Raw genomic sequence first — 20,363 nt, 5'->3', positions numbered from 1 at the left:
TCAATTAGTGGTTGAAGAGGAACTCGCGGGTACTCATCAATCCCCAGAACATGTCTTCGATCGTCGAGCGTTCTTCCGGGGAATTGATAGGCGGAAGAAACTGGACCAGCTCGCGGCGTCTCTCAGCATATGGGTAACGCGAAAAACAGATCAGGTAGATCTCGTCTATGATCGCTTCATCCGAGAGCCCGCTCCGCCGAAGCTGAAGCAGCTTTTCGACACGACTTGCTTGGGACCGCAGCTTGTCGTTGATGGTGTTGCCGTTGGATATGTGCAGTACCTGAACCATGGTCGGCTCGGACGATCGTTCGCATTCACACACAATGTTACGGGGGTTTCTGCCGAAGGTGCTCAGGAAGTAGTTCTCCACGGCGGAGTCATACAACTGAATTGCCTTGGTTCCTTCGGGGTAGAAGTCCGTCTTCTGCTTGTCGTTGCCAGGGAACGCGACGGTATCGAACTTTGATGGCACCTGGGTGACCTGAACCACTGCGTCGTGCAAGACTTCCGCCATGATACGCCGCGGGTAGTAGCGACTATAGAACCGAGACTCTGCTTGGTTGCCGGCAATCGGCTTGCTCGATCGCTGATAGGCGTTGGATTGCAAGATCGTTCTCATGAGTGATTTCAGGTCGAACTTGCTATCGATCACATGCTGGGTGGCGGCATCCAGTAGATCGCTATTGCTAGGTGGATTCGAGATCCGTAGGTCGTCGACTTCTTCGACCAGACCGACCCCATAGAAGTTGGCCCATACTCGGTTGGTGATTGCCTTGGCGAAGTAGGGGTTGTCCGGCGAGGTCAACCAATGGGCGAACTTGATGCGGCGGTCTTCCGGGTTATCGAAAGCGATGGGCTCGCCATCGAGCGGCGTGGGCCGCTGCGGCTTGCCGGTTCTGGGTTGCACCAGTTCTCCGGAGGTCGACACGTACAAGGTCCGCGCGCCGTCTCCGTTGCGGCTTTCACCTCCCCAGCCTTTAGCCTTGACGCGTGAGAAGATGTTGGCCATGGCGTAATATTGATCGTTGGTCCACTTCTCGAGGGGATGATTATGGCACTTCGCACAACCGATCGACAAACCCATAAAGGCCTGCGAGGCGTTCTCGGTCATCTCTTCCGGCGTTTGACTTAACGCGAAAAAGTTGGTCGCGCCGTTCTCGGTACTTTCGCCGGTCGACGTAACGATCTCACGAACCATTTGATCCCATGGGGTGTTCTTCTCGACATGCTCATGAATCCATTGGTAATACGCCTTTAAAGCGGCCGGGCGAAGCAAGGTTCCATTGAGCATCAACATGTCCGACCACTTGTAGGACCAATAGTCGACGAACTCGGGGCTCTCTAAAAGAGTCTCGATTAGCTTGTCGCGTTTGTCGGCGCTGGTATCGGCCAGGTAATTGCGAGTCTCCTGCAAGGTCGGAATGCGACCGATTGTGTCGAGATAAGCCCGGCGGAGGAATTCGGTGTCCGTGCAGTTTGGCGAAGCAACCAGGTTGAGTCGCTGCAGCTGCACGTCGATATGCTCGTCGATGAAACTACGTGGCTTGCGGTCGTCGACGCTGGCCAAGGCCGACTTATCGGTGCTGGCCGAATAAGGAACCGTCGTCCGGGCAATGGCCAGCTTGCTGTCGTACCAGGCAACAATCGCCCCTTCGCCTGGGCCCATGATGGTCGCCAAGCCCTGATCATTCACCTGCGAGACGGTATCGTTGGTGCTCGACCAGCGTACCCAGCGGGTCACATCGCGCGAGGTTCCGTCGCTGTAATAGGCGCGAACCGAGAACTGTTGACTCTCTCCGATTTTCTGGATCGCCGCATCGGGAAAGACTTCCAGCCGCTCGGTCACGGCGTCGTCCGAATCCGGTGGAATCGCTCCGTGGGCAATCCACTCGGCCACCACCTGAAAGTCTTCGCTGTCACGGGGAAGCTTCAATCCCCCTTTGTGCGGAACGGTCGTCGACGGCTTGTTAAGCAGCAGGCTGACCTCTGGTGCTGCGAATTCAACGCGGCGACCTTTATCCTGCTTCACAATATTAAAATAGTCAGAATCCGGATCATAGCCGTTGAGCGATAGGCGAAAGCCACCTTTGCCAGCCAGGGCCCCATGACAGCCTCCGGCGTTGCAATCACGCTTCGACAAAATAGGCAGCACGTCTTCTCGAAAGCGATATCGCGTGGGTTCCTCTTGCCCGGACACCACCACTGGCACGGTTGCCGTTTGATCTCCTGCTTTCACCGAGAGCGTGGTCGTTCCATTCGAAACCGGGTGAACGATGCCAGCTTCGATGGTGGCCACGGAAGGATCCGCTGAAGTCCACTCCAACCCGTTGGCAACCTGCCCAAGACGCTGCTCGCCCTCTTGCCGTTGAACTACCACCAACTGCCGGTCGTGCGTGGTGCGCAGTTGGATCTGTTCAGGCAAGATCACCAACGAGGAATCTTCTGCGATCGCTGGCCGGGGCATTAATGCCAGCGAGGTAGCATAAATCACCACCGCCAGGGGAATAAGAAGCCGCATATTCATGGATTGTCCAGCAAGGAGAATGATCTAGAACAGCTCGTGAATCGGCGCATGCCCCGAATCGACGATGGGGAAAGGGCGTCCGCCTGGTCCCGGTAGCGCTTTGTGCATGTCGAAACCCAAACTGTGAAATATGGTCGCTGCGACATCTGCGGGCTGCACAGGTCGATCGGCCGGCACGGCACCCATCGGATCGCTGGCACCAACAATGCGGCCTCCTTGCACGCCACCTCCGGCAAAGCCGCAGGTAAAACATTGCGGCCAATGATCGCGACCCCCGGCTGGATTCACACGCGGAGTCCGACCGAATTCAGCAAGATTGCAGACGAGCGTTGAATCGAGCAGCCCCCGTTGATCGAGATCCTCAATCAATGCCGAGTAGCCTTGGTCGTAGAGGGGGGCGACAATGTTTTTCATTCCTTCGATGGAAGTGAACGGCTTCGACCCGTGTATGTCCCACGTGATTTCGCCAAAGACGGTCAGGAACGTATTGATCGTTACAAAGCGGACACCATTTTCAATCAGTCGCCGCGAAAGCAAACAGCTTTGCCCAAACCGGTTCATGCCGTAGCGTTCGCGAACCTTTTGCGGCTCTTTGGTGAGGTCGAAGGCCTCTCGCGCCTTGGGGCTGGTCATCAACCGAAAGGCCGACTCGAAGTTGCTTCCCAGAAGGTCCGCACTCTCGCTGGCCTCGAAATTGGCGGTGGCCTGATCAACTAGATCACGAATTCTCCGTCGCCGTTCCAGACGACTCGAATCGATCTCGACCGGCGGAAGCAGGTCGGGAACTTTAAAGTTTGCCTGTGAGGGATCGGCATTCAGGGCGAAAGGATCGTGGGCCTTGCCCAGAAATCCACCCGACTGACCGTTGGGCATGTTGCCACCCCCGCGACCCATCAACTGCGGCAGAACGGCGAACGCCGGGAGGTCGGTCTTGCGGCCACGATCGAAGCTGACCACCGAACCGATATGTGGCGTGTTAACCCCACCGGAAAACAACCGTCCCGTTTGCATCATTTGCCAGCCGGCATCGTGCACAGCGGCACCCGTGTGATGAACTGAACGAACCAGCGAAAACTTGTCGGCGATCTTCGCATGCTGAGGAAGAATCTCCGAGATCAGCAGGTCTGGGTTGTTGGTGGCGATTGGCTTAAACGGACCGCGCACTTCGGAAGGGGCATCCGGCTTCATATCCCACAGGTCGAGCTGACTGGGTGCGCCCAAATTGAAAATCATGATGCAGTTGCGGTCGTCATGATTTGGCTTCACAGCCCCTTGGGCTTTGGCCGCCGCCAAATGAGGAAGGCTCAGGCCTAACGCGCCGAGCGTTCCGACTTGCAGGAAGTCACGGCGTGTTTGTCCATTGCAGGTGACCGATTTGCCACGCCCTTGAAAGGTGAACATACGTGTTCTCTTATTGGGTTAAGCCAGGAAGAAAAGGATTGGCTTGGATGGTGGTCGGGTTGGGGGACTCGCATTTCTTCGAACACGATACGTGCGAGAAGTTTTTAATGTATCTCGCCCGATACGTGAAATGCTAGGGATTTTTCCGCATTGTGTGGTATTATTTGCGCACCGCAGGAAAAGTCGGAGTGTATGAAATGAAATCTTCTATGGGTGCCGAACTGGCCCTTGCCGAATTGTTTGACTATCTTCCCGACGTTTATCTTTACGTTAAGGATCGTGAAGGTCGGTTTATCGCCGCGAATCAGTCTCTGTGGAAAATTCGCGGGTTCGAGTCCGAGGGCCAGATGCTCGGCAAGACCGATCTCGATCTTCATCCACGCTATCTGGCCGAGCGGTTTATGGCGGAAGATCAACAGGTGATGGAGTCTGGCACATCGCTGCCGAATCAAATCTGGCTCGTTCCCGGCAAACCAGGCGAGCTGAAGTGGTTCATCTCCAGCAAGACACCGCTGAGATCGGCCACTGGCGAAATCATCGGTATTTCTGGGGTGATGCGCGACTTGGAGAAGGTCAAATCGGTGGCAATCTCGTTTGATGCCCTCGAGAAGGTCGTCAATTACGTGCTACGAAACTATGAACAGCCGTTACGCGTGAACGAGCTTGCCGGAATGGTTCATCTTTCGGTAAGCCAGTTTGATCGTCGCTTCAAAGCCCTCTATCACATGACTCCGCAGCAGTACATATTGCGCGTACGACTTCACGCAGCTTGTCACGATCTGTTAGCCTCGCGAGGGACGATCGCCCAAATTGCAACGGCCTGTGGTTTCTACGATCAAAGCTACTTCACCAAACAATTTCGCAAGCACTTGGGGGTCTCGCCCAGCGACTATCGAGTAAGGTATCAAGATTCGCCGGGCCAACTTTCCGATTCCCTAGGCCTCACGCCGCTGCTCCCCTCCTGAAATCAACCTTTGACGCAATGACGCAACCCCCAGGCGAACTCCGCCGCGAACTTGGCATCCCAGCGGCGGTCATTACCGGACTCGGGTCCATTCTCGGCACCGGAGTCTTTGTGAGCATCGGCATCGCGGCTGGCGTGGCCGGAGAATCGGTTGTCATAGCGATTGTTGTCGCCGCGCTGGTGGCCATCTGCAATGGACTTAGCAGCGCTCAACTGGCAGCCAATCATCCTGTCAGTGGAGGAACGTACGAATATGGCTATCGGTGGTTGAACCCTAGCTTAGGATTTCTCGCCGGCTGGATGTTCTTATGGGCCAAGTCGGCCTCCGCAGCCACTGCGGCGCTGGGGTTTTCCGGGTATCTGCTGCCGCTTGTCATCGGCGACAGTCGCTTCTTCTTGATTCCACTGGCCTTGTTGGGATTGATCGTTCTGACAGTGATCGTATTGGGGGGAATCAGGCGGACATCCCAAATTAATGCGTTGATCGTGGGAATGACGATTTTCGTTTTGCTGGCCTTCGTCTATCTAGGAAACTATTCCTCTTCTTCATCCCATTCGCTCGATTTCAACGAATTTTGGCCAGCCAATCACTCGTTCGCTGCGTTTGCTCAGGCAGTCGGATTAATGTTCGTAGCGTATACCGGCTACGGTCGAATCGCCACGCTGGGTGAGGAGGTCACAGCCCCTCGGCGAACCATTCCCATCGCCGTGATTGTGACGCTGGGAATATCAATGCTGCTTTACTTTCTCGTGGCGATCACGGCGCTGCGAAACGTCGATACCGAAACATTTTCGCAATATTCCAGCCAAGGCGCGGCCCCGTTAGAGATGGTGGCCCGGCAGTTTGATCTTCCTGGTTCGGCCGCGCTGATGACCCTCGGCGCGGTAACGGCCATGCTGGGCGTGCTATTGAATTTACTCTTAGGGCTTTCGCGAATTGTGTTGGCTATGGGACGCCGCGGAGACATGCCGCGCGGTCTTTCCCTGGTGACGCCGACCAGCGGCGTTCCGTGGACGGCGACAATCGCCGTAGCTGTCTTGATTGGAGCAATCATTTGCGTTGGTAGCGTGAAGCTGGCCTGGTCGTTTAGTGCGTTCACGGTATTAATCTATTATGCGATCACCAACTTGTGTGCTTTGCAATTGAAAGCCGATGAACGCCTTTATCCTCGCATCATTCCCGTTCTAGGATTGGTCTCTTGCTTGGCGCTTTCTTTTTGGGTCGAACGCGAGATGTGGTTTGTCGGAATCGGTTTACTCGGGGCAGGGCTTGTCTGGCATCAAGTAGCTCGGCAACTGACGCGGCGCAACACGGCGGGCCACGATTCAGCAAAATAACCCTCGATCCAACGCCCTCGCTCGACAGGGCATAAAGGCCACCCAAGACAATCTGGGCGCACTATCTTTTTGAAACCCCTATCCTCTTGGGGACCTTAGCGAGGGGGTAATCGGGATGCTTACGCATGCGCCAACCAAAGTTGACCTGTGGGTCGGCGCATACGATACTAAGTTGGCCTGCTCTCCCCCCACCCAACCCCGATTTTCCTGGAGCAACCTCAGATCATGCCCTCGTCGATCCCATTCCACCACTTCAACCCACACCGTCAACTAGCGTCGCTGCTGGTTGCGCTATCATTTGTCGGCCTGTCATTGGGCCTGGAAAACAGGGCACACTCTGCGGAGCCTGACAGCTCACCGAACGTCGTGTTTATTTTGATCGATGACATGCGTTTCGACGCGATGGGCTTCATGGGGCATCCCTTTTTGAAGACACCCCAGATCGATGCCATGGCGGCTAACGGAGCCAACTTCACCAACGCGTTTGTCACGACCTCGCTTTGCTCGCCCAGCCGTGCTTCGATTCTTACCGGACAGTTCATGCACAACCATGGTGTCGTCGACAACAACGATACGGACATGAGCGAAACGATCTTCTTCCCGCAGTACTTACAGAAAGCCGGTTATCAAACAGGCTTCTTCGGTAAGTGGCATATGGGCGGAGGGACCGACGCGCCTCGCCCCGGTTTCGATCAATGGGTCAGCTTTCGTGGGCAAGGACATTACACACCGCCGGGCCCCAAATGGACCTTAAACATCAACGGCAAGTCGGTTCCGCAGAAGGGATACATCACCGACGAACTGACCGACTACGCCGTCGATTGGTTGAATACGCTCGATCGTGATAAACCTTTCTTCTTGTATCTCTCGCATAAAGCCGTTCATGCTCGGTTTGAACCGGCCGAACGTCACAAGGATCTTTACTCCGACGTCGAAATCGAAGCGCCTGCGTCTCAGGCCGATACCGAGGAGAACTACGCCGGCAAGCCGATGTGGGTAAAGAATCAACGCAACAGCTGGCACGGCGTTGATTTCCCTTACCACTCTTCGCTGAATATCAAGGACTATTACCGCGACTATTGCCGCTGCATGAATGCCGTTGACGACAGCGTGGGACGCGTGCGAGAGTACCTGAAAGAACATGACCTGGCCGACAATACGGTGGTCATGCTGATGGGCGATAATGGCTTTCTGTTTGGCGAACACGGCTTGATCGACAAACGCAATGCGTACGAAGAATCGATGCGAGTTCCCTTGGTGATCGAAGCCCCAGGGATTCTGTCGCCCAACACGACAGTCGACGCGGTGGTGGCGAACATCGATATTGGTCCGACAGTTCTCGACCTGGCCGGACAAACAACGCCAGAGCAGATGGACGGCATGAGTTTCGTCCGTATCGCCTCGGGCAAGATGGACTCAAAAGATTGGCGAAAGCATCTGCTGTACGAGTACAACTGGGAATGGAATTTCCCGCACACGCCGACCATGTTCGCACTGCGGGGAGAACGCTATAAATTCATTCAGTACCATGGAATATGGGACACGGACGAACTGTACGATCTTGAAAATGATCCTCACGAAATGAATAACTTGATCAACGAACCGGGCCTACAAAGCACCGCGCGTGACATGCGAAATGCGTTGAATCGAGAGCTTAAGCAGCGTGAGGCTATGCAAGTACCCTTTGGGGCCAAACGAGGCACCGGGGCGAACTTGCGAAGAGAGTCCGGCACGAAAGCTGCCGAGTTCCCTGAAACGGTACTTCGTGAGAAAGAAGCCAAACAGTAAACCGGCACTCATCTCGATATCCACACTCCTTCTTTGGGAAACACCTCATGCGTCTTGTGACTACTTCCTTATTAGCCCTGGCGATTGTCGTCGGCCTGGTTACTGCAGAGGCCCATGCGGCCGACCAGCCGAACGTTGTGATTTTGCTTTCCGATGATCAACGCTGGGATGACTATTCCTTCCTCGGCCACGATGTGATCGAAACGCCGAATATCGATCGCTTGGCCAGTCAGTCGCTGGTTTATGAACGCGGCTACGTGCCTACTTCGCTTTGTCGGCCATCGCTGGCAAGCCTGATTACGGGCCTGTATCCGCATCAGAATGGGATCACCGGTAACGATCCGGCTGAAGACAAACGAACCCAAGCGGGCCGCGATGTCTTGGTCAATCGATTCCAAGAGAACCCCCGACTTGCTGAGATCCTCGGTCAGCACGGGTACCTCAGTTTTCAGTCGGGTAAATGGTGGGAAGGGAACTTCTCAACCGGTGGTTTTACCGAAGGAATGTCTCACGGAGACGTGACCAAAGGGGGCCGCCACGGGGACGTAGGACTCACAATCGGCCGCAAGACGATGCAACCGGTCTACGACTTCATTGATAAAGCAGTCGCCGAAGACAAGCCGTTCTTCTTGTGGTACGCACCGATGATGCCCCACTTGCCGCACAACCCTCCTCAGCGGCTCCTTGAAAAGTACACCCAGCCGGCGGGACGCTCGGTTGCAGTCGCAAGGTACTTCGCAATGTGCGATTGGTGGGATGAAACATGCGGTCAGGTACTCGATCACCTCGACAAGAAAAAGATTGCTGACAACACCGTCGTGATCTATCTGTGCGACAACGGTTGGATTCAGCTTTCCGACAAAGGGGGCGGAGCCGTGGGGGGACCACGAGGCAAACGCTCGGTCTACGACGGTGGTACGCGAACACCAATCATGATCCGCTATCCCGGTCACGTGAAGCCCGCAAGCAACAAGACGGACCTGGCAAGCAGCATCGACGTGGTCCCCACCATTTTAGACGCTGTCGGCATTAAAACGGATTACAATTTCCCAGGTATCAGCCTGTTGGATCAAGCCCAGGTCAATCAGCGCGAAGCCATATTCGGCGAGATCTTTGCACACGATATTCCCGACTATCGCCAGCCTGAATTAGGGCTCCATTATCGCTGGATCATCGATGGCGATTACAAGCTGATCGTTCCCAGCGGCTTAGACGATGGGGAATATGGGCCTGACAAACTCGCGTTGTTTCATGTCTCTGAAGATCCAGAAGAGCAGCACAACGTGATCGCAAAGCACCCAGAAATCGCCGCCCGGCTAGACAAAAAGCTGAATGCCTGGTGGAACCCAACCGTGAAGCAATAACCAGCAGGGATGCGTCAAGATGCAGACCCTAGTTGCTGCATCTTACGCATTTCTTTTTGTCTTTAGTGAAGGGGTTAAGACTGAATAAAGTTATGAAGGAGTTTAAGCGATCTGCGGAGCTATAGGCTTCGTCTCAGCATATCATGCTCTTTGGCAAGGCATACCAACCAGGAATCGCTTCGGGCAGCAATCACAGAATACTAACGTATCCATTTGCTAGATCCTTCAGGATCCAGATACCATGCAGTATCGCTGTCCACTGTGTCAGACCAATGGGGTCGTGCCCGATAAAGCTCGCGGGCATGAAGTACTGTGCCTGAAATGCCGAGAGCATTTCTTTATCCCCGATCAGTCGCTTGAAGAACGCGTAAAGCTTGGTATCTTTCTAGCGGCTCGGAGAAACGATGGCGAGGTCATCATCGCCTTGGCTGAAAGCGGTGCCGATCTGGATGTCCAAGAAACCGACACCGGGCATACGCCGCTGCATATCGCTTCGTTCTACGGTAAGCTCTACGCAGGCCGAGAACTGATTCAGCACGGTGCTTCTTTTGAAATCCGCGCGTCGAAGACCGTCCAAACGCCACTCTTCTACGCGGCTCGCGAGAACAACTCTAAGATTGTGAGTTGGTTACTAGAGCGGGGTGCCCAACCAAATTGCCAAGATCCCGACGGAACAACGCCGCTGCATTGGGCTGCTCGTAAGGGGTATCTCGAAGTCGCGAAAGCTCTTGTCGATGGCGGGGCAAACTATCGGGTTGAAAACCGCAACGGTCTTCGACCACTTCAGTTCGCTGTATCGTTTCACCAGCCTGAACTGCGAGATTACTTGATTTCTGTCGAAAGAGCGACCAAGTATATTCAGAACCAACGAACCAAGGCCAATACGAAAACCGGTACGCTTAACAAGTTCCTGTTCGGGTTTGGCAAATAGGTCGCCTAAAAGAGAAACCTCAGATCAACTTAACTCTCGGCCTTTGAGGAATCGACCAGACGTACGATGATCGAGTCGGCTTGGTGGTGATCGAGATTAAGTTGTTGATGGCTATCGTTGATTTTGAACGTCCAGGTCTGCTCGTTATCGGTTCGTGGACCGGTCGTCAGGTGATCGCCAATCACCAGATCGAAGTTTGCTTCCGGCAATAGCCGCGTGACTTCCGCTATATGGCCGTCTCGCAACAAACTCGCCGGCACTTCCTCGCCGGGAACGAGGTGGAGAAAGTCTTCCGGAATCTCCTGGCCATGCGGATCAGTGATCGGGTGACCAAGTCGATCGTCGAGGTAATCGACGGCCGCTTCATCGTTCACGTGTTCCAAAAGATGGGCACGGTCATGAATTTCTTCCTCCGGCGTACCCAGCCGTGCCAGGTACGCTTCCCAAATACGATGGGCACGCATCAAGCGTTTCGCTTCCAGCTCCCCCGCCTCGGTTAGCTGATAGGCGTCGTCGGCTTTGGGCTCGATCAGTCCACGGGTCACCATCCGATCTAACGTGGTACGCAGACGCTGTCCGTCGGTCGGCACATTGGCAATGATCGTCGACAACGATGTCGCCAAGCCTCCGCTGCGGCGCATGCATCCTAAGATGTCTTCGGCCAAGGTATGAGGGATTGCCGCCCGTTTGCGAAGCCACGTGGAAAGCAGCCCGAAGCGGGGCGAAAAGACCAGCACGAACATAAACTGAAGCGTACTGAAGAGCACAATCGGCGGACTCGTCGCTACGTTCAACCACACCGACAAGTAAACACCGCAGATGACGCTCGAAACGCCAAATAGCGCCGACAGAGCCATCATGTGACTTAGCCGATTGGTCAGCAGATAGGCCGTTGCCGCTGGGGTAATCAAAAGACCAACCACAAGGATGACGCCCACAATCTGCACCGCACTGACAACCACCAGCGACGTACACGTCGTCATGAGCATATGGATCAACAGCACCGGTAGCCCGAGCGAAGCAGCCATGATCGGGTCGAACGACGTGAGCAGTAACTGTCGGTACCAAAGAATGATCACAAACAACACAACGGCCGTGACTCCAGCCATCATCCACAAACGTTCGGCATCGACGGCCAGGACGTCTCCCATCACGAAATGAAAGAGATCTAAATGAATGTAATGCGAAAACATGCTCGCCAGCGCCCCGCCCAGCGCGAAGATGCCGGTATACATGATTCCGATCGCCGTATCTTCTTTAATCCGCGACACGCGCGAGACAAAGCTGACCATCAGAACCGTCGTGAAACCAGCGATCAGCGCCCCCAAGATCATTCCGGCAAAGTGGGCCTCGTGACCGTAGACCACTTTCATCAGAAGATAGCCGCCGGTCACGCCTGCCAGCATCGAGTGCGAAATCGCATCACCCAGGAAGGCCATCCGCCGCAAAATAATCAAACAGCCCACCACCCCTGCTGCGATGGCCACCAGGCACCCAGCCACGACCGCGCGAAGCAGGTAACTGTTGCCTTGGAAAGGCTCGACGAACAATGTATAGAAAGCGTCCATTACTTCGCTTTCTCCTCGACAACGCGTCGCAAGTGCTCGAACGCACGAACATTTCCGTCGTACACTTCGCTGAGCAGTTCCGGCTGTAAAATCTGGAGCGGCGTACCGAAGGCAAAGAGGCGTTGTTTGAGCAGAATCAACGCGTCAAAGAACTCGGCCGCCGTAGCGAGATCATGGTGCACCACAACGAGCGTACGACCTGACTTTTTGGCGTTTTCCAGCACATTCAAGATCGCGCGTTCTGTGGCCGCATCGACACCGGCAAACGGCTCGTCAAGCAGAACTACCCGGGCACCTTGCGCGAGCGCTCGAGCCATGAACACGCGTTGTTGTTGGCCGCCTGATAGCTCGCCAATCTGGCGTTTCCTCAGATCCGACATGCGAACAATCGATAGGGCCTCCTCCACAATCTCGTGGTCGTCCTTCGAGGGTCCCCACTGCCACCAAGGGATGTTTCCGTAGCGGCCCATCATCGCGACTTCCTCCACCGTAACCGGGAAGTCCCAGTCGACACTGCCACGCTGAGGAACGTAGGCAACCAACTTGCGGGTTCGGTCGACCGGCGTACCAAAGATTCGCACATTACCGACGTCGGGACGTAAGAAGCCGAGTATGGCTTTGATCAAGGTCGACTTGCCGGAACCATTGGGACCGATCACACCGACGAGTTGCCCCTGTGGAATCGCGAACGAGACATCCAGCAGCGCCGGAACGGCCCCGTAGCTGACCGTTAAGTGTTCGACTTCAATGGCTGGTACGCTAGTATCAATGGACTGCGGAGACGATTCAGAAGCAATCATTTTTCCTCCTGCGTCGAGGAAAGATCGGCGTCGACTTGAAACAAAACGCGTCCAACCAACTTGGTCTCGGTGCCTTCCGCCCAGATGGTTTGCGATTGCAGGGGTTGCCTGTTGTTTCCTTGAAACAGTTCGACATGAATGGCCTTAGGAGCGAGGTCGGCCGCGTTCGTCGGTGTCATCTCGATGAGAAATTCATTCGCGCCTTGGCGTAACTTCAAATCCAAATTGGTATCGATCGCCTGGCCGGCAGCAATGGGCTCGTCGATCACAATGACATTTTCACCAAGTAAAGAGACTCGCAGCGACGAAGCGGTCGAAACGTCTTCGGCAAACAGATCAATACCGGCGTCGAAGGTCGCCACAATTCGAAGGCGATAAGTACTCAGCACTTCGCTAGGCTGGCTTGAAATCACCGGAAGCTGATTTTCGGCGAGTGTCTGTTGATAGAGCCAAGTCAGGCCCAAGACAATCGAGGCACTCAGGATAGCAACGACAATGCGCATAAGTAACAATCTTACGGAACTATTTCAACGCCTGGACAATCGTGATGACATTTTCTCGCATCATTCCGATGTAGGTTTCACCGGCCGTATCGGGTGCTCCCATCGAGTCGGAATAAAGCTCGCCACCGATCGCTACCCCCGCCTCGCGGGCAATCTCGCGAACCATCGTAGGATTGACAGAGGTTTCGACAAAGATGGCATTGATTTGATGCTTTCGAATCGAGTCGATTGTTTCTTGCCGTCGTTGGGGGGTGATCCCTGCACCGACTTCATTGCCGGTCGACCATCCGACCGGCGTTGCCGACTTCAATCCATAGGCCTGGCAAAAGTAATTGAATGCATCGTGGCTGGTGACAAGCACACGCTGCTCGACGGGAATATGGTTGATCTCTCGCAGGATCCAACTGTGAAGAGTTCTCAGTTGGTCCAAGTAAAGCGCCGCGCGACTTCGGTATTCGTCGGCATGGTGAGGATCAAGCTGGATGACCGCATCACGGATATTGCGAACATAGATGGCCGCATTGGTGCACGAGAACCACGCGTGCGGATCTTGCATCGCTTCGTCTACGCCAGGAACTTCCAGCGGCTGGCAGCCTTCAACGCAAGAGACAATCGGGCGGCCCGTCTGAGCGGCCAGCTTACGCATCCAATCGTTGCCTTCGAGGTGCCATCCGTTCTCGACACACAGGTCGGCCGTCGAAACCAATTGGGCGTCGCCTGGTTTCTTCTCATAAAGATGAGGATCTTGGCCAGCTGCGAGTACGCATTTGACCTCCATTCGGTCCCCCACAACTTGCCGCGCAAAGTCGGCGACTTGAGTTGTCGAACAAACAATCACCGGGCGGGACTGCTGGGCGAGCAACGTCAAGGGAAGCAATAACGTCAGAACGAAAGCTGAAGCGAGTCGATATGCGTTCATGGTTTGTATAGCCAAAGCAGTGTTTTTGAGTACCCAAAACATCATAGATTGGGTCATGGAGAAAAACAAGGGCTTATTAATTGGCATAATCGACGGAGAAACTTGACTTTTGACGGACAACACTCGAAACTTCGCGGAGCCAGTTTGGTTTCATCTGGTAACCATGCCATTGCAATCGCCTACATCCCCTGGAAGAGATCGGTTATGAAATCTTCGCTTTTCGCTTTGTTCTTGCTCGCCTTAGCTCTCTCTAGTGTTGCCGCGACGGCGGTTAACGCAGCCGAAACTTCCGACGGAAATTGGGCCAACTGGCGAGGTCCCCATTACAACGGCACCTCAACCAATGCGAAGCCGCCAGTGAAATGGAGCGAAGAAGAAAACGTTCGCTGGAAGGTCCCCATTTCGGGGAAGGGTAGTTCCTCGCCGATTATTTGGGGGGACAAGCTGTTCGTGCTGACGGCGGTGCCGGTACCAACCGAAGGTGCCGAGGCGGAAAGTCCCGAAGGGGAAGCCGCCCCAGAGCAAACCCCGCCGCCGCGCGATAGTTCGACCGAACGCCCCCGACGTGGTCCCGGGGATTCGCCCGGTGGTCCTGGCGGTCGAAGTCGCGGGGGCCGTGGTCGTGGTGGACGCGACCGTGATGCAGCTCCTACGACGCCGCTGGCTTTCACAGTGATCTGCCTGGATAAGTTGACCGGAGAGAAGATCTGGTCAGACGTTGCGGTTCAAGAGACCCCGCACGAATCGGGACATAACACCAACACGTTTGCCTCGGCTTCCGCCGTCACCAACGGAGAAATCTTGGTGGCTTTCTTCGGCTCTCGCGGCATTTTCTGTTATGCAATGAATGGCAAGTTGCTATGGAAACGTGATCTGGGAAAGCAACAGACACGAAATGCGTTTGGCGAAGGAAGCACCCCGGCTCTCTATAAAAACTCGATCATCATTCCGTGGGACCATGAAGGAGACTCCTTTGTGTTGGCGCTCGACGCGACCACCGGTGAGGAACTTTGGAAAGTAGATCGAGACGAAGCGACCAGTTGGGCGACCCCAGTGGTTGCCGAGCATAACGGGGCGGCTCAGGTGATCTTGAACGGTTCTACCCGCGTTCGCAGCTATGATGTCACTTCCGGTAAGCTCCTCTGGGAATGCGGCGGACAGGCCACTAACCCGATCGCGACCCCAATCATCGACAACGGGAAAGCGATCTGCATGACCGGGTATCGCGGATATGCTGTTTACGCGATTGACCTCGATGCGACCGGGGATGTGACCGACAACGACGACTATATTGCCTGGAGCCGGTCGGACGTGGGCCCGTATATCTCGTCAGCGACGCTTTTGAATAACCGTCTCTATGTGACCAAATCGCGAGATGGTGTCCTGTACTGCCTCGACGCAAGCACGGGCGAAACGATTTACGGCCCGGAACGTTTGCCGGAAGCCTCGACGCTGTACTCTTCGTTGGTCGGGGCCGATGGCAAGGTCTATGTTTCTGACCGAGACGGAACCACGGTCGTCTTGCAGGACGGCCCTGAATTTAAAGTGCTGGCAGTCAATCAGTTAGCAGAAGGGATTGACGCATCGATTGCTTTCAGCGGAGACCTGATGTTTCTGCGAAGCGAAGGTCACCTTTACTGCATGCAACAAACCAAATAATTACCAACTACCCGCTAAACCTCACCATTGAAAGTCATTTAGGCAAGCGACCTTCCTTTCAGAAGCGAAAAGTGTATTCACGAAGTCTTCATGTTGGCTTCATCCGACTGCGACGACCTTCGGCGAAAATTGGCTGAATTGCTTATAGCGGCTTAACTCGTTCAACCGGTTAAGTCAGTCTGCACTGGCAAACGCAGCTTATTACACGATTCGAAAGTCTTGCCGATATGCCGCAAGAGGCGCCCCCAAGTCCCCGCATATGGATTGTCGTGCCGGCTTATAACGAGGCCGCGCGGATTGGAACTACGCTCCAAGGTTTAATCCACCATTTTCGCAATGTGGTTGTTGTTGACGACGGCTCGAAGGACAACACCTTCGACCGGCTGCAAGAGCTTCCGGTTTGGGCTTTGCGTCATCCGATCAATCTAGGCCAAGGGGCGGCCCTGCAAACAGGGATCGACTTTGCCGTTGGGCACGGAGCGGATATTGTCGTTACATTCGACGCTGATGGCCAGCACGACGTGCACGATATTGAACGATTGGTAGAACCAATTGTTGCGAAACGCGCGGAAGTCGCTCTGGGCTCGAGATTCCTCGGCAACGACGCCGTAAATATGCCGACCAGTCGCTGGTTTATCTTGAAACTGGGCGTGTTGTTCACACGAGTATGCTCACGTATCAAGGTCACCGATACCCATAACGGATTGCGTGCACTTTCTCGCAGTTCCGCTACGAAGCTGCGGATCACCCAAAATCGAATGGCCCATGCTTCAGAGATTCTGGATCAGATCCAATATCTGGGTCTGAAATTTGAAGAAGTACCCGTTACGGTCCACTACAGCGATGTTGTCTTGGAGAAGGGCCAGCAAAATTCTGCCGCCGTTAAAGTGGCTGCTCAATTCCTGCTGGGAAGGATGGTGCGATGAACTTATTTCAATGGGTCGCGATAACCTTCATTGCCGCTTCTCTGATGGTAGAAATCATTCGCGCGGTTCGCAGTAAGCGAATGAACTGGGCGAAATCGTTTCGCATATCCATTTGGATCGCCGCGGCGATCTGCGTGTTAAACCCAGGCATCGTCACACGCTTAGCGCACACCATTGGCATCGGTCGTGGTGCGGATATCTTAATCTACGTGGTGACGTTAACGTTCATTGCCACCACGTTTTATTTCTACTCGCGGTATATGCGGCTACAGCGTCAGATCACCGACCTGACGCGGTACTTGGCCATTCATGAAGCAAAGCAGCCCGAGACATCTTTGGCCGATCGTGACCACTGAGTATTGAAGTGTCCCCAAGGCCAAACGCCACCAACAAGAAAACCGCTGCGTCTTCGCCGACAGAACAGTGGGCAAGCCAACTCGTCGACCGACCGCAATGGTTACGCGTCGTGCTTGTCGTTGCGGTGGTCGCCGTTTATCTCACGTCTTTAGGCGGAACGTTCGTCTTCGATGACATTCCGAATATTGTCGAGAAGGAAAACATCGCTGACGTAACGAACGCCTTGCGTTCGATGATGCAGCTCAATACCCGGGCAACGACGCAATTGTCGTTCGCTTTGAATGCGGCCTTGTTTGGCAAATCGGCATTCTATTTTCATTGCGTGAATCTGCTAGTTCACGTTGTTTCGGTGGTCACGCTTTTCGAGTTAGTTCGTGGCTCGATCAATTGGTGGAACCGAAACCACACTCCCTACCTAAACGCCAATCTGACAGGATTCTTCGCGGCACTGTTATGGGGAGTTCATCCTCTGGGGACCATGGCCGTCACCTATATCGTGCAGCGTCACGAATCTCTGATGGCCATGTTTTACTTGCTGACCCTTTATTGCCTGCTTTGCGGACATTTGGCAGAAAAGGCCTGGCCGTGGTATCTCGCCAGCATCCTTTGTTGCTGGCTGGGAATGGGATCCAAAGAAGTTATGGTGACCGTTCTGCTTGTGGCGCTGCTTTACGATCGGTGCGTACTTGCGCACTCTTGGAGAGAACTGTTTAGCAAGCGTGGGTGGGTCTTTGCCATGTATTTGCTGCCGTCATCCATTTTGCTGGTCAAAAGCTTGTCTGTCTTCCAAAGAGACGCCCCAGCGCATGATTCCGTTTTGGGTACCCATGAAACGGCCTCTTCATGGCTTTATTTATGGACCCAATCAGGCGTGATCGTACATTACCTTCGTTTATCGATTTGGCCTGATCACTTGGCCTTCGATTACGATTGGCCGGTCGCCAGCAGGGAAGGGGAGTACCTGCTGCCGGCGATCATTATATTCAGTCTACTCGTGCTCTCTTTCTGGACTGTCGTTAAGCGGCCGGCGATCGGTTTTGTGGCGATCACGTTCTTCTTCGTTCTGGCACCGACTTCCAGCATCGTGCCGATCACAGATGTGGCTTTCGAGCATCGCATGTATTTGCCTCTGGCGTGCGTCTGCGTGCTTGCGGTGATGGGTTTGGTAGCGACAATCGAAACGTGGCGTCCGCGGCAGTCGAAAGAGTCTAAGTACCAAATTCTCTTCTTGATTGGTTTAACGATTGCGGTGTTGCTTGGTACGCGAACGGTCTACCGGAACCTGGACTATCATTCACAGATCGCCTTGTGGACAAGCACCGTCGAGTCGCGTCCGATGAACCTGCGAGCCAATCACAACCTGGCCAAAGAACTTCGCGATGCCGACCGGTTGCCAGAGGCCGAGCAGTTCCTGCTGCAATCGATTGCGTATTGCGAACGATACGGTTACGAGTCGTTTCCACTTCATGGTGACCTTGCCGAGGTCTATGTCTATGAAGGTCAATTCGAGCAGGCCTACCAGCGATTTCAAATGGCCTTCGAAGCGGCCGGTTCGCCACCAGCTAAGATCAGCGAGTATCGCACGCTCTTACGTAACCGAAAACTGGCCGAAACGAGAACAAGCTTCGGGGCCCTCTTAGACCTCCTGGAGCGTCCCAGCGAAGCTGCCCAGCAGTTTGATCTGGCCATTGAACTTCGCCCTGATGTGGCCTCATGGTATGCGATGGCCGGCCACATTTATCGCAAGACTGGCGATCTTAACACTGCCCTTGTCAGGTGGAAGCGTGCCTTAGATCTAGACCCAACTCGCGTCGACGTTGCCCGCGATTACACCTTGCTACTTATCGATGCTGGGCACTACGCCGAGGCGACTCAGCGACTACAGCAAAGTATTCAAACCCATCCCGAGGACCTGGCACTTCAGTTCCAGTTGGCACGTATTCAGGCTGCCGCGCCCGCCGATGAAATCCGCGATCCAGAGGCCTCTGTCATACGCTGCGATCAACTGATTAGCGCCTTTGCTCAACATGCGTTCGAAATTCAGCAAGTCAAAGCGATGGCTCTAGGAAACGCAGGCCACACTGCAGAAGCGATCGCCCTCTTGCAATCGCTCCGCCAACAAACGACCGAAACACAGGCTGAGGTTCGCCAAAACCTCGACCTGCTGATCTCGCGGTTTCAGCAAGATCGACAGGTGTTTCTGCCAGAGCCAGACGCTAAGCGTTAGGTCAAACGCTTGAGCTTCGAGACGCGCCCGGTCGATACCCATTCTGCGACGAAGATATCGCCGTTGGGTCCGAAGCAGGCATCGTGGGGATGCACAAATTTGCCGGAGGTCCAGTTTTCAGGTTGGCTACGTAGTTGCTTGCTCGACGTCACGCGTTTCACGTCATCGCCAAGTTGGGCGAGCACCTGGTAATCTTTGTCGACAATCGAAAGTCGTGCGTGAAGTTCCGGCACGATCATCCAATCGTTCCAGGTATCTAGATTGGCAGGCAATCCGAAACCACGAACAGTGCGGACATAGTTCTGATCTGCATCGAAGACCTGTAGCATGTGGTGGGCCCGATCGCACACCACGGTCTTGGGGTTATCCGCGTCACGGCGATCGATCCAGATTCCATGCGGCGTGGCAAAGGTTCCTTCCCCTTTGCCGGGACCTCCGAACTTCCCTTTCCAGTTCCCCTCTTGGTCGTACTGATGGACGTAGAAGGAACCGTAGCCATCGGCGAGATAGAAACCGCCGTCGTCCAGAAAGGCAAAGTTGGTCGGCATGAAGCGATCGCGTCCCCAGACCTTTTGGGGGTTGGTCGCTTCCCCTGCGGCATAGACGCCCGCTTCCATCGGGGCATGCTTCTGCCAAACAGTCTCGCCTTGTTTGGTCAATTTGGCGAATGACTTCACTTGCTGGTACGCACAAACATAGAGGAACTCCTCGTTACCCTCTTGGTGAACTTCAATCCCGTGGCCCCCTCCTTGGAACTGCTCGCCGAAGGCTCGGACGAACTTGCCGTCTTTGTCGAACACGAAGATCGAGGGATGATCTTTCAGGTTGGCGTGACCTTCGTGAATCACGTACAGGTTCTCTTCGCGATCGACCGCCACATTATGGGTGGTTTGCCAGTGATACTTTTCTGGTAGTGCGGGCCAATCGTGGGTGACTTCAAATTGGTATCCTTCGGGACCGATGATCTTCTGCGTGCCCGATTTGTTACTCGCATGAACCATAGGCGAGGGGAAAAAACCGGTCGCAGAAAGAGTTACGGCCGATCCGGCCAAAATTGCTTCGCGGCGTGTAGGCATGGGGTAGACTTGAATAGA

General features: G+C 54.6%; 16 protein-coding genes. 9 read left to right on the top strand and 7 right to left on the bottom strand.

Features of this window, described 5'->3' with window-relative positions:
• Positions 1–4: 4 nt before the first annotated feature.
• A complete protein-coding gene (locus HOV93_RS12355; RefSeq protein ID WP_207396802.1) occupies positions 5–2,524 on the bottom strand; it encodes a DUF1549 domain-containing protein in 2,520 nt (839 codons plus the stop codon).
• A 24-nt stretch (positions 2,525–2,548) separates the two neighbouring features.
• The gene (locus HOV93_RS12350; protein ID WP_207396801.1) at positions 2,549–3,925 is read right to left on the bottom strand and encodes a DUF1501 domain-containing protein; all 1,377 of its coding nucleotides are present in this window, start codon (positions 3,923–3,925) and stop codon (positions 2,549–2,551) included.
• Positions 3,926–4,122: 197 nt separating this feature from the next.
• On the opposite strand from HOV93_RS12350, the gene HOV93_RS12345 reads away from it, so the two are divergent.
• From HOV93_RS12345 to HOV93_RS12325, 5 genes are all read left to right on the top strand, one after another.
• Positions 4,123–4,890: an AraC family transcriptional regulator gene (locus HOV93_RS12345; protein ID WP_207396800.1), complete on the top strand. Its 768-nt coding sequence runs from the start codon at positions 4,123–4,125 to the stop codon at positions 4,888–4,890.
• A gap of 17 nt (positions 4,891–4,907) precedes the next feature.
• Complete coding sequence (locus HOV93_RS12340) at positions 4,908–6,227, top strand: APC family permease (RefSeq protein WP_207396799.1); 1,320 nt, start codon at positions 4,908–4,910, stop codon at positions 6,225–6,227.
• A gap of 225 nt (positions 6,228–6,452) precedes the next feature.
• Positions 6,453–8,015 carry a sulfatase family protein gene (locus HOV93_RS12335; RefSeq protein ID WP_207396798.1) on the top strand — a complete coding sequence of 521 codons (1,563 nt, stop codon included), beginning with the start codon at positions 6,453–6,455 and terminating at the stop codon, positions 8,013–8,015.
• Positions 8,016–8,062: 47 nt separating this feature from the next.
• Positions 8,063–9,379: a sulfatase family protein gene (locus HOV93_RS12330; protein WP_207396797.1), complete on the top strand. Its 1,317-nt coding sequence runs from the start codon at positions 8,063–8,065 to the stop codon at positions 9,377–9,379.
• A gap of 241 nt (positions 9,380–9,620) precedes the next feature.
• Positions 9,621–10,310, top strand: a complete 690-nt coding sequence (locus tag HOV93_RS12325; protein WP_207396796.1) for an ankyrin repeat domain-containing protein — start codon at positions 9,621–9,623, stop codon at positions 10,308–10,310.
• 29 nt (positions 10,311–10,339) lie between these two features.
• On the opposite strand, the gene HOV93_RS12320 is transcribed toward HOV93_RS12325, so the two are convergent.
• Genes HOV93_RS12320 through HOV93_RS12305 form a run of 4 tightly spaced genes read right to left on the bottom strand, consistent with a single transcriptional unit; the run spans position 10,340 to position 14,100 of the window.
• Positions 10,340–11,878 (bottom strand): metal ABC transporter permease, encoded by a 1,539-nt coding sequence (locus HOV93_RS12320; protein WP_207396795.1) that lies wholly within the window; start codon positions 11,876–11,878, stop codon positions 10,340–10,342.
• Complete coding sequence (locus HOV93_RS12315; protein ID WP_207396794.1) at positions 11,878–12,678, bottom strand: metal ABC transporter ATP-binding protein; 801 nt, start codon at positions 12,676–12,678, stop codon at positions 11,878–11,880. The genes HOV93_RS12320 and HOV93_RS12315 overlap by 1 nt, the downstream gene beginning before the upstream one ends.
• Positions 12,675–13,181: a hypothetical protein gene (locus HOV93_RS12310; RefSeq protein WP_207396793.1), complete on the bottom strand. Its 507-nt coding sequence runs from the start codon at positions 13,179–13,181 to the stop codon at positions 12,675–12,677. The genes HOV93_RS12315 and HOV93_RS12310 overlap by 4 nt, the downstream gene beginning before the upstream one ends.
• Before the next feature lie 19 nt (positions 13,182–13,200).
• Positions 13,201–14,100: a metal ABC transporter solute-binding protein, Zn/Mn family gene (locus tag HOV93_RS12305; protein ID WP_207396792.1), complete on the bottom strand. Its 900-nt coding sequence runs from the start codon at positions 14,098–14,100 to the stop codon at positions 13,201–13,203.
• Between the two features lie 204 nt (positions 14,101–14,304).
• On the opposite strand from HOV93_RS12305, the gene HOV93_RS12300 reads away from it, so the two are divergent.
• From HOV93_RS12300 to HOV93_RS12285, 4 genes are all read left to right on the top strand, one after another.
• A complete protein-coding gene (locus tag HOV93_RS12300) occupies positions 14,305–15,759 on the top strand; it encodes an outer membrane protein assembly factor BamB family protein (RefSeq protein WP_207396791.1) in 1,455 nt (484 codons plus the stop codon).
• Positions 15,760–16,028: 269 nt separating this feature from the next.
• Entirely contained in the window at positions 16,029–16,685 is a 657-nt protein-coding gene (locus HOV93_RS12295; RefSeq protein WP_315853399.1) for a glycosyltransferase family 2 protein, read from the top strand.
• Entirely contained in the window at positions 16,682–17,041 is a 360-nt protein-coding gene (locus HOV93_RS12290) for a DUF2304 domain-containing protein (RefSeq protein WP_207396789.1), read from the top strand. Before HOV93_RS12295 ends, HOV93_RS12290 begins: the two co-directional genes overlap by 4 nt.
• Before the next feature lie 8 nt (positions 17,042–17,049).
• Entirely contained in the window at positions 17,050–19,269 is a 2,220-nt protein-coding gene (locus tag HOV93_RS12285) for a tetratricopeptide repeat protein (RefSeq protein WP_207396788.1), read from the top strand.
• Here the strand turns inward: HOV93_RS12285 and HOV93_RS12280 are convergent.
• The gene (locus tag HOV93_RS12280) at positions 19,266–20,345 is read right to left on the bottom strand and encodes a peptidase (protein ID WP_207396787.1); all 1,080 of its coding nucleotides are present in this window, start codon (positions 20,343–20,345) and stop codon (positions 19,266–19,268) included. The genes HOV93_RS12285 and HOV93_RS12280 overlap by 4 nt on opposite strands.
• Positions 20,346–20,363: the final 18 nt, after the last annotated feature.

Source organism: Bremerella alba (genome assembly GCF_013618625.1).
Classification (GTDB): Bacteria; Planctomycetota; Planctomycetia; order Pirellulales; family Pirellulaceae; genus Bremerella; species Bremerella alba.
The sequence above is the reverse complement of the archived record's forward strand: the minus strand, read 5'-3'. Positions and strand labels throughout refer to the sequence as shown.

What these genes read in the sequence shown, in the direction of transcription:
- HOV93_RS12310 (WP_207396793.1), bottom strand. Translation starts at nt 13,181, where the DNA reads ATGCGCATTGTCGTTGCTATCCTGAGTGCCTCGATTGTCTTGGGCCTG.
- HOV93_RS12335 (WP_207396798.1), top strand. Translation starts at nt 6,453, where the DNA reads ATGCCCTCGTCGATCCCATTCCACCACTTCAACCCACACCGTCAACTA.
- HOV93_RS12330 (WP_207396797.1), top strand. Translation starts at nt 8,063, where the DNA reads ATGCGTCTTGTGACTACTTCCTTATTAGCCCTGGCGATTGTCGTCGGC.
- HOV93_RS12305 (WP_207396792.1), bottom strand. Translation starts at nt 14,100, where the DNA reads ATGAACGCATATCGACTCGCTTCAGCTTTCGTTCTGACGTTATTGCTT.
- HOV93_RS12300 (WP_207396791.1), top strand. Translation starts at nt 14,305, where the DNA reads ATGAAATCTTCGCTTTTCGCTTTGTTCTTGCTCGCCTTAGCTCTCTCT.
- HOV93_RS12325 (WP_207396796.1), top strand. Translation starts at nt 9,621, where the DNA reads ATGCAGTATCGCTGTCCACTGTGTCAGACCAATGGGGTCGTGCCCGAT.
- HOV93_RS12290 (WP_207396789.1), top strand. Translation starts at nt 16,682, where the DNA reads ATGAACTTATTTCAATGGGTCGCGATAACCTTCATTGCCGCTTCTCTG.
- HOV93_RS12345 (WP_207396800.1), top strand. Translation starts at nt 4,123, where the DNA reads ATGAAATCTTCTATGGGTGCCGAACTGGCCCTTGCCGAATTGTTTGAC.
- HOV93_RS12340 (WP_207396799.1), top strand. Translation starts at nt 4,908, where the DNA reads ATGACGCAACCCCCAGGCGAACTCCGCCGCGAACTTGGCATCCCAGCG.
- HOV93_RS12355 (WP_207396802.1), bottom strand. Translation starts at nt 2,524, where the DNA reads ATGAATATGCGGCTTCTTATTCCCCTGGCGGTGGTGATTTATGCTACC.
- HOV93_RS12280 (WP_207396787.1), bottom strand. Translation starts at nt 20,345, where the DNA reads ATGCCTACACGCCGCGAAGCAATTTTGGCCGGATCGGCCGTAACTCTT.
- HOV93_RS12320 (WP_207396795.1), bottom strand. Translation starts at nt 11,878, where the DNA reads ATGGACGCTTTCTATACATTGTTCGTCGAGCCTTTCCAAGGCAACAGT.
- HOV93_RS12315 (WP_207396794.1), bottom strand. Translation starts at nt 12,678, where the DNA reads ATGATTGCTTCTGAATCGTCTCCGCAGTCCATTGATACTAGCGTACCA.
- HOV93_RS12350 (WP_207396801.1), bottom strand. Translation starts at nt 3,925, where the DNA reads ATGTTCACCTTTCAAGGGCGTGGCAAATCGGTCACCTGCAATGGACAA.